The organism is Aquimarina hainanensis (assembly GCF_042684685.1).
GTDB lineage: Bacteria > Bacteroidota > Bacteroidia > Flavobacteriales > Flavobacteriaceae > Aquimarina > Aquimarina hainanensis.
Window position 1 is genome coordinate 129308 of sequence record NZ_JBHULX010000002.1, and the last position, 15456, is coordinate 144763.

Annotated in this window: 10 protein-coding genes; 9 read left to right on the forward strand and 1 reads right to left on the reverse strand. The window is 35.4% G+C overall.

Features of this window, described 5'->3' with window-relative positions; genetic code table 11:
• Position 1: 1 nt before the first annotated feature.
• The 7 genes from ACFSTE_RS03345 (at position 2) to ACFSTE_RS03375 (ending at position 7725) form a co-directional block, all read left to right on the forward strand.
• Positions 2 to 889, forward strand: coding sequence for a mechanosensitive ion channel family protein (locus ACFSTE_RS03345; protein WP_176029393.1), 888 nt, complete (start codon positions 2 to 4; stop codon positions 887 to 889).
• A gap of 15 nt (positions 890 to 904) precedes the next feature.
• Positions 905 to 1804, forward strand: coding sequence for a hypothetical protein (locus ACFSTE_RS03350; protein WP_378256220.1), 900 nt, complete (start codon positions 905 to 907; stop codon positions 1802 to 1804).
• Entirely contained in the window at positions 1804 to 2967 is a 1164-nt protein-coding gene (locus ACFSTE_RS03355) for a sigma-54-dependent transcriptional regulator (protein WP_378256218.1), read from the forward strand. The genes ACFSTE_RS03350 and ACFSTE_RS03355 overlap by 1 nt, the downstream gene beginning before the upstream one ends.
• Positions 2968 to 3075: 108 nt before the next feature.
• Positions 3076 to 3600, forward strand: coding sequence for a hypothetical protein (locus tag ACFSTE_RS03360; RefSeq protein WP_176029396.1), 525 nt, complete (start codon positions 3076 to 3078; stop codon positions 3598 to 3600).
• A 125-nt stretch (positions 3601 to 3725) separates the two neighbouring features.
• Positions 3726 to 4604 (forward strand): PPK2 family polyphosphate kinase, encoded by an 879-nt coding sequence (locus ACFSTE_RS03365; RefSeq protein WP_378256216.1) that lies wholly within the window; start codon positions 3726 to 3728, stop codon positions 4602 to 4604.
• A gap of 41 nt (positions 4605 to 4645) precedes the next feature.
• On the forward strand, positions 4646 to 6082 hold the full coding sequence (locus ACFSTE_RS03370; RefSeq protein ID WP_378256214.1) for a M20/M25/M40 family metallo-hydrolase: 1437 nt from the start codon (positions 4646 to 4648) through the stop codon (positions 6080 to 6082).
• A 581-nt stretch (positions 6083 to 6663) separates the two neighbouring features.
• On the forward strand, positions 6664 to 7725 hold the full coding sequence (locus tag ACFSTE_RS03375; RefSeq protein ID WP_176029398.1) for a bestrophin family protein: 1062 nt from the start codon (positions 6664 to 6666) through the stop codon (positions 7723 to 7725).
• A 118-nt stretch (positions 7726 to 7843) separates the two neighbouring features.
• On the opposite strand, the gene ACFSTE_RS03380 is transcribed toward ACFSTE_RS03375, so the two are convergent.
• A complete protein-coding gene (locus tag ACFSTE_RS03380; RefSeq protein WP_378256210.1) occupies positions 7844 to 10267 on the reverse strand; it encodes a S9 family peptidase in 2424 nt (807 codons plus the stop codon).
• A gap of 504 nt (positions 10268 to 10771) precedes the next feature.
• Between ACFSTE_RS03380 and ACFSTE_RS03385 the strand changes: the two genes are divergently transcribed.
• Entirely contained in the window at positions 10772 to 13981 is a 3210-nt protein-coding gene (locus ACFSTE_RS03385) for a SusC/RagA family TonB-linked outer membrane protein (protein WP_378256208.1), read from the forward strand.
• Positions 13982 to 13993: 12 nt separating this feature from the next.
• A complete protein-coding gene (locus tag ACFSTE_RS03390) occupies positions 13994 to 15430 on the forward strand; it encodes a SusD/RagB family nutrient-binding outer membrane lipoprotein (protein WP_378256206.1) in 1437 nt (478 codons plus the stop codon).
• The last annotated feature ends 26 nt before the right edge of the window (positions 15431 to 15456 follow it).

The following is a 15456-nucleotide window of genomic DNA, read 5'->3' on the forward strand; positions in this document are numbered from 1 at the left end:
GATGCAAGACGATATAACAGCACAAGTTAAAGAAGTGATTCATGAAGATGTTTGGCAAAGCTTACAAAGCTTTTTGAACTATGAAATTTTTCATTTCGGAACCGAAAAATCTCCCATAATATTGACAGTGGGACTGCTGTTATTTGTAATTGTAGTATTTGTCATTACTTCTTTTTGTCTGAAGCTGATCAGAAAACTGGTCACAAGAAAGTTACCCAATGAGAATAAAAAGAAGTTTATTTCTATTTTCTCCTTTACCCGATATTTTATCTATGTGATCGTAATTTTTATCGCATTAGACCTTATTGGGTTTAATATTACCGGAATTTTTGCAGCCTCAGCAGCCTTACTGGTTGGAGTGGGGTTAGCATTACAGACATTGATACAGGATATTATCTCCGGGATATTTATTTTTATAGATCAAAGTGTCAAAGTAGGAGATATTTTCGAAATGGAAGGTACTGTTGGTCGGGTAGAAGAAATTAAGTTGAGGACAACCCGAGCTGTAACGATTGATAACAAGGTGTTAATTATTCCTAATCACTTGTATTTGACTTCTATTCTGTATAATTGGACACAAAATAATGTATATACCAGAGAATCTGTTACTGTTGGAGTAGCATACGGTAGTGATGTCAATTTGGTAAAAGAAGTATTGATAAAAGCCGCATTAACGAGTGATAAAGTTTTAGCAACTCCAGAACCAAGTGTTTTGTTTACTGATTTTGGAGATAGCTCTCTAGAATTCCGACTTATTTTTACAATCAATAATTGTTTTGAAGCAACGATTATAAAAAGTGAAATAAGATTTGCTATTGATCGTTTATTCAAAGAACATAAGATTGATATACCATTCCCTCAAACAGAAGTCACTATTGTCAGGAAATGATGAAATACATAATATATGATCCGACTTTATAAGCTTTATCACTTAGTTGTTTTGCTGTACATATGGAGTAATTCGAATGTACAGGCACAAAGCTTAGAGTTGTTTAATGTAGACTATACCCATGCGCCTCAGCAGACAAATATGGAATATAACCGTATTAAGGTTTTGGGGAGAATACCTGTGAAATTAAAAAAAGAAAATACCTATTTCATACCAGGAGTACGCTATAATTATCATACGCTACAGCTGCAATCTGATGAGGTACTAATGGAGTCTCCACAGAAATTTCATACCATTGCTGTAAATGCATTGTATACAACACCAGTAAAAAACGGATGGGGGTTTACACTGGGAGGAGAAGCAATTGCATCTTCTGATTTTTCCAAAGGGGAAATTACCAATAAGGAGCTGTTTTATACCACCTATTTTTTATTCATTAAGAAAAAAACAGCTGCGAATGAACAACAAACAAGCAAATGGATTTTGGGATTGCATATGACAATTCCTTTTGATGTTTTTGCTCCATTACCTATCATTAGCTACTATAAAAAATTTCATCCTAATTGGTCATATACAGTAGGAACGCCCATTTCTAATCTCTCTTTTTATTGCAAAAAGAAATCTGTTTTGAAAATGTATCTGGGGCTAGATCGATTTTATGCTACCATGCAGCATGTTAATACATTACCAGTCGGAGCAGCTCAACAAGAAAGAATTAACAGTACATCCATGTTCATGGTACTTGGAGCTTTGAGCTATGAGTATTATATTACGGAACACTTATTGTTATATGCAGATGTAGGATATACAATTGATAATGAAATCCGATGGAGAAATACAGATCAGGAAAATCTGAAAATACTTTCTGATGAGAATACTGTATATCTAAAAACCGGACTAAAATTTAAGATATAATGGCAAAAATATTAGTAATAGAAGATGAGGCGGCAATCCGAAGAGTATTAGTAAAAATACTGTCGGAAGAAAGCGATAAATATATTGTTTCTGAAGCAGAAGATGGTCTTCTGGGGATTGAAAAGATTAAAGCAGAAGATTTTGACCTGATATTATGTGATATCAAAATGCCTAAAATGGATGGAGTAGAAGTTCTGGAGGCTGTAAAAAAAATAAAGCCCGAAATACCGATGATTATGATTTCGGGGCATGGAGATTTAGATACAGCAGTGAATACGATGAGATTAGGAGCCTTTGATTATATTTCCAAACCACCAGATTTAAACCGTTTGCTCAATACAGTGAGAAATGCAGTAGATAGAAAAGAACTGGTTGCAGAGAATAAAATGCTGAAGAAAAAAGTCTCTAAGAATTATGAGATGATAGGCGATTCCAAAGCAATTACCGATATCAAGAATATGATAGAAAAGGTAGCGGTTACTGATGCCAGAGTACTGATTACCGGACCTAATGGAACAGGGAAAGAACTGGTAGCACATTGGATACATCAAAAAAGTGACCGAAGCAAAGGACCTATGATAGAAGTAAACTGTGCTGCAATTCCAGGAGAACTGATAGAAAGTGAATTATTTGGTCATGTCAAAGGAGCTTTTACTTCTGCTAATAAAGATAGAGCAGGAAAATTCGAAGCAGCGAATGGAGGAACCATTTTCCTGGATGAAATAGGAGATATGAGCCTTTCTGCTCAGGCTAAAGTATTACGAGCCCTGCAGGAAAATAAAATACAGCGAGTAGGAAGTGATAAAGATATCAAGGTAGATGTTCGCATTGTTGCAGCAACCAATAAAGATCTTAAGAAAGAAATTGCAGAAAACAAATTCAGAGAAGATTTATACCACCGATTGGCCGTTATTTTGGTAAAAGTACCAGCCTTAAATGATAGAAGAGAAGATATTCCGCAATTGGTAAATCACTTTGCCAAGAAAATAGCAAAAGAGCAGGGGTCTTCAGTAAAGAAGTTTTCTGATAAAGCTATCAAGAAATTACAGCAATATGATTGGACAGGAAATATACGAGAATTGCGTAATGTGATCGAACGACTAATTATTTTAGGAGGAGCAGAAGTTAGCGAAGAAGATGTTTCTTTGTTTGCCGCAAAGTAGTAATGCTTGCCATTGTATTGCGACTAATAAGAAAATACATCACATAAGGATATAAAAGTTGATCTATACATCTATAGGTGAAATGGTAGTGATGAATGAAATGCCCCAATGAAAAAAGTAATCATTTTTATCTTTGTATTTGGTTTCGTAAGAGGTATCTATGGTCAGTATGATCCAGGAGCTGTTAATTACGGAATCACTGCGATAAAACCAGTAGCATCGCAACAAGGCATTGGAGCTGGAATTCGTGTAGAATATGCTCCGAATTGTTATACTACCTATATGGGAGAACTGGCGCAGGTATTTTCTTTGGATACCGAACAAGAACCTTCAGGTGGGTATCATGAGTTTGGTATAGGAGTAAACTTGATCTTATTTAACTGGTACCCGACAACCATTACGGGAGGAATTGGATATATAGGAAATAACTCATCATTTTTTCCGTCAGTAGAAGATGATGCTTTTTTGGCGTTCAGAACAGGAGATATTAATCATGGTGCACAAATAAAAATAAGAGCATTATACCATTTGAGTACTCCAATTCATGTCTTTGCAGAGTTTAACCTGAAGAGTTTGGGAAGGGAATACGATACCGTACTCCTGGGAATCAGTTATGATTTTAATACCCGATAAGACAAGTCAGCAGGATTGTGCCAAATAAATCATAAAAAAAGAAGCAGTCCTTTGTTATTTTTAGCTTTCTGTTTCCTTCGAGTAAAAACTTTAGTATCTTTCCAAAAGATTCTAATGGATATAGTATGAATAAAATTAATTATAAAGACTTTCAGGCAGTTGATCCTGTTTCTCTATCCGATGTTCCAACCACATATGATTTGGATGCCAGTGAAAAAAAAATAGAGAAAGAATTAGAAGATGTACGAGAAAAACTGGGAAAACTACAAGATACCTTATACGCACATGGTAAATATGCAGTACTGGTATGTCTGCAAGGAATGGATACCGCAGGAAAAGATAGCTTGATACGTGAAGTTTTTAAGGATTTTAATGCACGGGGAATCGTTGTTCATAGCTTTAAAGTACCTACCGAATTAGAATTGGATCACGACTATTTATGGAGACATTATATAGCATTACCAGCAAGGGGTAAGTTTGGGGTTTTTAACCGCACGCATTATGAAAATGTTTTGGTAACCCGGGTGCATCCTGAATATATATTGGGAGAGAATATTCCGGGAATAGATAAGGTCTCTGATATAGATGATGCATTTTGGGAACAAAGATTTGAGCAAATTAGAAATTTTGAAAAGCACATCGCTCAAAATGGAACCTTGATTTATAAGTTTTATTTGCATATTTCTAAAGATGAACAAAAAAACAGACTCTTAAGGAGATTAGAAAAAATGGAAAAGAACTGGAAGTTTTCTGCAGGAGATCTCAAAGAAAGAAAGCTGTGGGATCACTATCAGGAGTATTATCAGGATGCAATTAACAGAACTTCGGTCTCCCATGCGCCATGGTATATCATTCCTGGTGATGATAAACCAACCGCTCGATATATTGTTGCGAGAACCTTATATGATAGCTTAAAAACGTATAAAGATATTGACGAGCCAGAATTGGACCCAGAAACAAAAGCGAATCTGGATTTATATAAAAGACAATTAGAAAGCGAATAAGCAGTCAAAGAAATAATTGCTAATACATACACAATACGAATATGAGAATGATACCAATGCAGCAATCGTTCCTCTCATCTCCGATAAGAATACTACTATTTATCGGAGTATTTATGATTACAACCAAAGGGACAACGCAGAAGACTACTTCTGCGAAACAAGATTCTGTGATAGTAAAGAAAATATACAACGCTTCTCTTTTAGAAGGAAAAAGCTATGAATGGTTAGATTACTTATCCAATCAGATAGGAGGGCGTTTATCCGGTTCATTAAATGCGCAACGTGCGGTAGAATGGGCAGAAAAAGAGCTAAAGGAATTAGGCTTGGATAAAGTGTGGCTACAGTCTGTAATGGTACCAAAATGGACTAGAGGAGTTACTGAATTTGCCTATATAGAAACAGAATTAGGAAAAACGACTAATGTGCCTATTTGTGCATTAGGAGGATCAGTACCTACACCGATTGGAGGGTTAAAGGCTCCTGTAATAGAGGTAAAAGGAATAGAGGAATTAGCAGATTTGGGGACTGAAAAAATCAAAGGAAAAATTGTCTTTTATAACCGTCCTATGCAGGCAGAGCTGATTCAAACATTTCAAGCATATGGAGGATGTGTGGATCAACGATATGCCGGTGCAAAAGAAGCCGCCAAGTTTGGAGCTGTGGGAGTGATTGTACGTTCAATGAATTTAAGACAAGATGATTATCCACATACAGGAGCGATGAGTTATGGTGATTTATCCAATTCAGAAAAAATTCCGGCAGCAGCTATTAGTACAAATGGAGCCGACTTATTAAGTGCCATGCTGAAATTAAATCCGCAAATTAAGTTTAATTTTAATATGAATTGTCGTTTGTGGAAAGATGTAGAATCATTTAATGTGATTGGTGAAATAAAAGGAACAACATACCCGAATGAATATATGGTGGTAGGAGGTCATTTAGACTCATGGGATTTAGGAGATGGTTCTCATGATGATGGGGCAGGAATTGTTCAATCGATGGAGGTGTTACGACTGTTTAAGAAAATTGGGTATAAACCCAAACGATCAATACGGGTTGTATTATTTATGAATGAGGAAAATGGATTACGAGGAGGAAAAAAATATGCGAAAGAGGCAAAAGAAAAAGGAGAGAATCACGTCTTTGCCTTAGAAAGTGATGCAGGAGGTTTTACACCAAGAGGGTTTTCTTTTGATTGTGATGAAGCAAATTTACAACAGATACAATCCTGGAAACCGCTATTTGCACCGTATTTGATTCATTATTTCGAAAAAGGAGGAAGTGGAGCAGATATCGGTCCTCTCAAAAAAGAAAAAGGAATTGTATTGGCAGGATTACGACCAGATTCTCAGCGGTATTTTGACTACCACCATGCAGCAAATGACACATTTGATGCCGTAAATAAAAGAGAACTTGAACTAGGGGCAGCCACTATGACTAGTCTGATGTATCTAATGGATACCTATGGGATTAAGTAACTCCTGTTTTTAGTAACGATATCATAGAAGAGAATGCTTAAAAGTATTCTCTTTTTTGTTTTAGAAAAACAACATTAAATAAAAAAGTGAGATCGTTTATTGAATCTCACTTTTATGTAATAACCTGTAATTCCTTGCGGAATAGAATGCGATATGTTTCTTCCATGATCTATCTGTGAATCGCATAGCTACATGATGCAGGAAGTTCTTTTAAAAAATTAATAAAAGGTTTAAAATTAAATCTGAATACGTTGTTTAAAAATTTCATGTTTTCTTGTTTTTAGTATTATTACTTATTGTGATCATACTATAAACAATTGCTGTGCCAAAAAATAAAAATAAATACAAGTTGTTGATATATAGATGCTTGTTTTTTTTGTTTGACAATGTTCCTGAATTCAGAAAAGATATTGCTGGAGAAATTAAAAACAGCATTCCTAGCTATTCTTGAGATAGGAAATACCAAAAGCTATTATATACTGATAGAGGTAATGTGTAGATTATCAGATAGAGAGGAGATAATAAGAGTCTGTTTTTTTGTTAAAAAAGAGTACATTTAAGCATATCTAAAATATGTAAATATGCTTACGAAAGCTCGTTATTCAGTAAAAGATATGCTCCAGTGGACCCGATGGGAGCTTATCGGATTTATTATTTTTTCCTCGATCATAACCGTATTACATCAGCTGTTTGATTTTACTTTTTTTAAAATTCCATGGACGCCGGTTGCTGTTGTTGGTACAGCTGTAGCTTTTATCATCGGATTCCAAAATAACGCTGCCTATGGAAGAATCTGGGAAGCTAGAAAAATATGGGGAGGTATAGTAAATACCTCACGTAGCTGGGGAATGAAAACAAAAGACATGATCACTAATGAGTATACAGAAGAAAAGGTTCCTGAAGAACGGTTAATACAGGAAAGGAAAACAATGGTGTATCGTCATATAGCATGGCTTACAGCATTACGTCATGCTATGAGAAGTCCAAAAAAATGGGAAGTTTTTGAATATCATAGAACCAATAGAGAATGGTCAAAAATGATGCATATTCCTGAGCGCGATATTAGCCTGGAAGAAGCAATATCTCCATATCTGAGTAAAGAAGAACAAGCTTATATTTTACAAAAAAATAATAAAGCCGCAGCAATTTTGTATTTGCAATCAGGTCATTTAAGACAGTTAAAAGAACAAAAATTACTCTGGGAATTTTCATTTTTGGATTTAGAAAATGTATTGCAAGAGTTATTTACCCTTCAGGGAAAATCCGAGAGGATTAAAAATTTTCCATATCCGAGGCAATACGCGACTCTATCTCATTACTTTGTATTAATCTTTGTGATACTATTGCCTTTTGCGATTATTCCTGAATTCTCTGGGATAGGAGACAAAATAGCAACAAAATATCCAATAATAGGATTCAATTTTGTATGGCTCGCAGTTCCTTTTTATACGATTGTATCCTGGATTTTCCATACGATGCAACGAATAGGAACGGTAGGAGAAAATCCATTCGAAGGGTCTGCTAATGATGTCCCTATTTCTACAATTTCCCGGGGAATAGAAATTGATCTCAGACAGTTGTTAGATGAAGAAGTTGATCAAATCCCAAAGCAGTTTAAAGAACAATTTGATGTACAGATGTAATAATAGAAGTAAAAAGGCAAACACTAAGTTTGCCTTTTTACTTGATCATCGCGACCTGAATAGTTTCGAGGTGTATCTCAAAACGTAATCAATGCTCACGTATGTATTTTGATGATATTTATTGACCTACAGGCCTATTTTTTACATGTTCTTCCAACCACTGATCTTGCTCCCAGAGTAAGTGTAAGATACTTTCTTTAGCTCTGTATCCGTGACTTTCTTTAGGAAGCATAACAAGTCGCACTTTAGCACCTAGTCCTTTTAGAGCATTGAAATAACGTTCGCTTTGCATGGGGTAAGTCCCTGAGTTATTATCTTGTTCTCCATGAATTAATAATAGCGGATATTTCATTTTGTCAGCGTGCATAAAAGGAGACATTGTGTAGTAGACATTAGGAGCTTCCCAATAATTTCTTTCTTCACTTTGGAACCCAAAAGGAGTAAGTGTTCTGTTGTAAGCTCCACTTCTGGCAATTCCTGCAGCAAATAAATCTGAATGAGAAAGCAAATTAGCAACCATAAAAGCACCATAACTATGACCTCCTACAGCAACTCTTTTTCGATCAATATACCCTAACTTATCAACAGCATCAATAGCAGCTTTGGCATTTGCTACTAATTGTTTTCTAAAAGAATCATTAGGTTCCGTATCTCCTTCTCCAATAATAGGAAAAGAAGTTTCGTCTAAAACCACATATCCTCTGGTGACCCAATAAATCATAGACCCATAATGAGGGTATGTAAACTTATTAGGGTTTTTAGTGCTTTGACCGGCAGATGATTTATCCTTAAATTCTCTTGGATAAGCCCACATAATCATGGGTTTTTTCTCCTTTTTTTGAGTATCGTATCCAACCGGTAAGTATAAAGTACCGGATAATTCAACTCCGTCTTCTCTTTTGTATTTAATAACTTCTTTATGAATATTCTGAATACTTTTAAACGGATTTTCAAAATGAGTCAATTGCGATATCTGATCTTTATTGATGTGTTTGAAATAATAATTAGGATATTCATTAGGAGATTCAATACGTACCAAAAGCTCTTTTTTCTCAGGAGTATAATCCCTGATATCTTCTATTTTATTGACAAAAGAGGATTGATAAACCCGTTCCTTTTTATTTGTTTTTAAATCAATACGATCTAAAAAAGGAAATTGTCCTTTATCACTATACCCATCTCCAATTAAAAATGCTGCATTGTTATCTAATACCAGGCTTTCTGCTCCGAACTGGTTTCTTTTCATCAAAAACTTACCCGGGTCACTGTATTGATCCTGGTAATTTCTATCTTCAATTAAAACAGGTTTTGCACGATTGTCTCCTGGATTGAATATATATGACTTTATGTTTCTGGTATTCCACCAAAAATCATGAGCAACTGCAAATTGATCATTTCCCCATTCGATATAAGAGTAACGGTTTTTGGTTTTTAGTAAGGATACCGGATCTTTTGTGAAAGGAGCATCTAATTGAAAAACTTCATCCCGGTATGTCACGTTGTTTTTTGGGTCTCCTTGATCTAGTGCTTCTGCATAAATTAAGGAAGCAGGTTTGTCCTTTCTCCAGGAAAAACTTCTTTTTCCTTTTCTGGCAGCCATAAAACCTTGTGGTAAATCTTCGATCAGAGGTACAGAAACAACGGTTTTTACCTTTTTACCTTCTTTTGTGTAAACAGTAGTGGTAGAAGGAAAGCGTCTGTATGGGACTAAATAAGAAAAAGGTTTTTCTATAATATTTATCAATACATATTCTCCGTCAGGGGAGAACCGTATAGAGCGGTACATAGAGGTATCAAGCCATTTTTCTTTTTTCCCATCTAGCGAAACTTTGTACAAATCAGAAATTGCTAATTGCTCGAAATTGTGTTCGTCATTTTTGTTTTTTAACAAGTCTTGATACGTTCTGTTTTGCGCTTTTTTTCCATGATTTACTGAGATGGTTGGCCCCGAAGGAATTGCACTTTTGGGATCGATAAGTGCTTTTCTTTGTTCAGGAATCATTTTGACCAACATAGCCGTACCGTCTTTAAACCATTGAACAGGACTATATAAATTAGCATTTATAGTAGCAGGAGTTAATTTTTTGGCAGTGGCTGTAGCGACATCGAGAATCCATAATTCTACTCCGGTAGTAGAAGTGTGCGTAAAAGAAATTTTACTTTGATCTGGAGACCATGAAAAATTAGTAAGCCTAGGATGTTTAGGAAGCCCTTTAATTTCTTTAGCATCCTCTTTTTGTTTGATATTCTGAATCTGAATTTTGTTATAATAGCGTTGTCTGCTGCCGATATTTGTTTTGGGGTTTATTCGAAGCCCTCCTAGCCTTAGCTCAGTTTGTGATAATTCCTCTATTGATTTATATGCATTTCTGGATAATAGTATAAGTAGTTCTTTTTTATCATCAAGTAATACCCTGGGAGCTACTTGTACATCAACTAATTTCAGAATTTCATCAGGAGGTTTTTGATACGAAATGTTTTCTTGAGCTTTGACATAAAAAACCGATATTAACAGTAGTGTCAGACATACTATTTGTTTCATATATAAAATGTTTGTGTGAGATACATCAGCAGAATATAAATATCCGATCCGATATTCTTTTTTTTAATGATTTACTATACAGGAGCTACGTCTCCTAACTTTTCAGGAAATTAAAACAATTGAGAGTGTACAATCAGATAAAAATCTTTTGATAAGTAAGTATATAATTAGAAAAAGTAATAAGTGACATGATGTATCTTTTGGTTATTTGGTATTTGTTATATGATAATTCTACTAATATACTATTTATTTTATGAGTATGTATAAAACAAGTGGAGATTCTATACGATAAAATATCCTTAAAAGGATGAAACAGTATCTCAAAGAAATAAGTGTTTATCCTTCTCAAAAAAAGAAAAAACTTCTGATAATATTAATAACGTTAGGTTAACGATTTATCGTCTTTATCATAAAGATTAAATAATGATAAAGTTTTACTAATAATAAAAAATATAATCAATTTTGACTTGTTAATTTATTATTAGTAAAATATATACGTCGCGCATGAAAAGTTCACTAACAATCTTTTCCGTCTTATTTTACTTTTTTACCTCGATAGTCAGCAGTCAGGATTCAGGTATTAAAGGAATGGTTACAGACGGTCAAATTCCATTACCCGGAGCCACTATTACTCTTCAGGGAAAACAAGAAGGTGTCGTCACTGACTTTGATGGGAATTTTGAAATAACAGGATTAAAATCAGGTCAATATCAACTGGTTATTAGTTATATCGGTTTTGAAGAAAAAATGATTACAGTAGTTTTAAAAACGAATGAAATCAAAGAGCTGCAAGAGATCAAATTAGTTCCTTCTGAAGAAGCATTAGACGAAGTGGTTGTTACTGCTTTGGGAATTAAAAAAGAAAAAAAACGGATAGGGTATGCTGTACAGGAAGTAGAGGGGGATCAAATAGCAACCGCCAAAGAAGCAAACCTTACCAATGCATTAGCAGGTCGTGTTGCCGGAGTGCAAATTACAGGTGGAGGATCAGGAGTAGGGAGTACCTCTTTAATTACAATACGAGGAGAAGGATCTCTAATCCCAGGAAATAATTCTCCTTTGTTTGTTGTAGATGGAATTCCTGTTACGAATAGAACAGTAAGTAATAGAGCAGAAGGGAATCTAGAAACAGATTACGGGAATGGAGCTCAGGATATTAACTCAGATGATATTCAATCAATATCTGTACTAAAAGGACCCAGTGCTACCGCATTATATGGATCGAGAGGGTTAAATGGAGTGGTACTAATTACAACTAAGTCAGGTCAGAACAGTAAAGGACTGGGAGTTAGTTTTAGTCAGAATATCACTTTTGAATCTCCTATCAGAATTCCTAAATATCAAAATGAATATGGTCAGGGAGCCAATGGGGAGTTTTCCTTTTTAGATGGTTTTGGAGGAGGAGTGAATGATAATATTGATGAGAGTTGGGGACCAGTATTAAATGGACAGTTAATTGCACAGCACAATAGCCCTACGACAAGTGGGTTTAGAGCTGGAGATTTTGCAGCCAGACCCAAAAATCCAGATGGGAGTTTTGCAGATGAGGTTATTCCAACTCCCTGGCGAAAAAACAGGAATAATATTAAGGACTTTTTTAGAACAGGAGTCACCAGAACTACGAATGTTTCTTTGACAGGAGGAAACGAAAAAGGAACAATGAGAGTATCTGTTACTGATTTGGATAGTGAAGGAATTTTACCCAATACAGATTATAGAAGGAGAACATATGCTTTTAATGGAGGATATAACTTATCGAAATGGTTAAAAATATCCTCCTCCATAAACTACATTAATAGTGGTAGTGATAATCGTCCAAACAATTCATATGGAACCGAGAATATTATGTACCTATGGGTGTGGTTTGGTCGTCAGATAGATATGAATTCACTCAGAAATTACTGGCAACCGGGATTTGAAGGTATACAGCAGTTTAATTATAACTATAACTGGCATGATAATCCATATTTCACTTTATATGAAAATACCAATGGATTTGATAAACATCGCATATTTGGTAATGTCAGAGCAGATATACAGATAACACCAGAACTATCTTTAATGCTGCGTTCGGGAATAGATTATTTTGATGAACTGAGAACAAGCCGAAGAGCCTACAGTACGCAACGATTCGCAAAAGGACAATACAGAGAAGATGATATTTACTTTAAAGAACAAAACACAGACTTTCTTCTTAGGTATTCTAAAGTATTAACAGAAAATGTAGGATTGGAGCTATCAGCAGGAGGGAATATCAGAGAAGAAGAGAATCGTTATAAACGAATTAGTGCCAATTCATTATCAATTCCCGGAATTTATAATTTCGAAAATGCTGCAGAACCATTGGCTAAAACACAATTTAATGATCGTAGAAAGGTGAGCTCTCTCTATACGTTTGCCAATTTTTCATACAAAGATTTTTTGTTTTTAGACCTTACCGGAAGAAATGATTGGTCGAGTACACTTCCTGAGGGTAACAACTCTTATTTCTACCCCTCAGTAGGCGTCAGTGCGATTGTATCTGATATGATGGCATTACCTGAATTGTTCTCATTTGTAAAACTGAGAGGAGGATGGGCAATAGTAGGGAACGATACAGATCCGTATGCCCTGAGAAATACATTTTCGTTTAATGAACCTTTTGGGAACCATCAGCGGGTAAGTGCATCTACTGTTTTAAAAAATGAAAACCTAAAACCAGAAGAGGCAGCATCTATAGAAGTAGGAACTGATATCCGTTTTTTTCAAAATAGATTGGGAATAGATCTTACCTATTATAAAGCTACAGTCAAAAACCAGATATTAACACTTCCGGTTTCTAATACATCAGGGTTTAATTCCAGAATTATTAATGCTGGGGAAATAGAAAACTCAGGATTAGAAATTGTATTGAATGCAAAACCAGTAAAGATAAAGGGTGGATTAACATGGGATACCACCGTAAATTTTACCACAGCCAGAAGCGAAATAAAATCATTAATCGATGGATTAGATACCTATGAAATCTCATCTAATTATGTGAATGTATTAGCCAAAGTCGGAGGAAGAATGGGAGATATTTATGGAACGGGGCTGGTGACAGTAGATGACCCGAATAGTCCATATCACGGACAGGTGGTGCATAACGAAGATGGTTTCTCGCTAAGGGATCCGGAATTAAAAAAATTAGGGAATTATAATCCAGATTTCACTGTAGGGTGGCAAAATAACTTTAGTTATAAAGGATTTAATGTTGGTTTTCTATTTGATTGGAGACAGGGAGGGGTTGTAAATTCCCGTACAGTACTGATCGGAGGAACTTCTGGAATGATGGATTTTACGGCAGTAGGAAGAGAAACAGGAATTATATCAGAAGGAGTAATTCAAAATACAGATGGAAGTTACAGACCCAATGATGTGGTTCTTTCCGGAAGAGATTTTTATTGGTGGAAATATAATAGGGGAAATGAAGCAGTAGGAATGTTTGATGCTTCTTTCTTAAAACTTAGAGAAGTACGATTAGGGTATACATTTCCTAAAAAAATATTGAAGCGAACATTTGTCAGAAGTCTTTCCTTATCTCTGGTAGGAAGAAATTTAGCCTTGTGGACAGAGAATCCTCATTTTGATCCGGAAACAATTTCTTTTAATGGAGGAACCATTGTTCCGGGAGTAGAGGATATGGCACTTCCTAGCTCCAGAAGTTATGGTTTACATCTTAATGTCACGTTTTAAAAAAAAGAAAAAATGAGAAATAATATAGTTTGTACAGTTTTGATACTATTAACGATCGTATCCTGTACTCGTGATTTTGAAGAAATTAATACAAATCCCAATCAACCCGAAGCAGTTGGTGCCGATTTATTATTAGCTACAGTGATATCAACAGTAGCTAACGAAGCAGCAACATCTGGATGGGGAAGAGGAAATGTAGTAAGTCAGTTGACAGCCAAAATTAATTTTACAGGTTTTGATAGGTACGAATGGGGGGCAGAATCTGGATTATGGAATACCTATTATGGGATATTACCGGAAATAGATCTTATTTTGACGTCATCTCAACAAGAAGAAACCAAAAATACCAGTTATGAAGGGATTGCTTTGCTCTTGAGGTCTTATGTGTTTTCTATTCTTACCGATAATTGGGGAAATATTCCGTTTTCAGAAGCAATTCGGGGAACTGAGAATAATTTTACACCCAAATATGATACACAAGAAGCAATCTATACTGCATTATTAAAGGACTTAAAAAAAGCAGTAGCTTTATTGGAAGAAAAACAACCCATTTTAGGAGGAGATATGCTATATGATGGCGATATGGATAAGTGGGTGAGGTTTGGTAATTCATTGCGATTGCGATATTTGCTAAGAGTCTCTAATAAAAAAGATGTCGCAGCGGAAATACAAGCTATTTTTTCTTCTGGAAAATATATAAGCACGAATGCAGAAAATGCGGTCATGAATTATCCGGGAAGTACTCAGATTGATTCCTGGCCAATCAGTACTTCGAGAATCGGTAGTTTTGATGAATATAGATTGAGTAAGACCAGTGAGCAAGTTTTAAAACAATTTGAAGATGAACGATTATCAGCTTGGTTTCAACCTACAGATAATCCCACGGATGCACCTTCTTTATTGGTAGGTTTGCCTAATGGGTTGAGTGAGGATAATGCTTCTAATTATAATGGAGGAGCCAGTAATGTATCTCGTATAAATCAAGCGTATTTTTTTGATGCTCCTGATAAGGTGAAAGCAGCGATTATACAAGCTGCGGAGGTACAATTTATTTTGGCAGAGGCGGCACAGAAAGGGTGGATTACGGTAGATGCAAAAACGCTCTATGAAACCGGAGTAAGATTGTCTTTCGAGTATTGGGAAGTACCTCAGGATATAGATGCTTATTTAGCGCAGACAGGGGTTGCTTTTGATGATACACTGGAAATTATCCTAACTCAGAAATGGCTAGCCTCTTTTTTAGTCGGGTTTGAAGGTTGGTATGATTACAGAAGAACTGGTTTTCCTACTTTTATAACTCCCGGACCCGATAATGTTAATAGTGATGTTGTCCCTGTTCGCTTTTTATATCCCGATAGTGAACAAACATTGAATAAAGAGAATTATGATCAAGTAGTTTCTGATATAGGAGGAAATACGATCAATATAAAAGCTTGGTGGGAACAATAATAATCGATCAAGAATCAAAAATAACA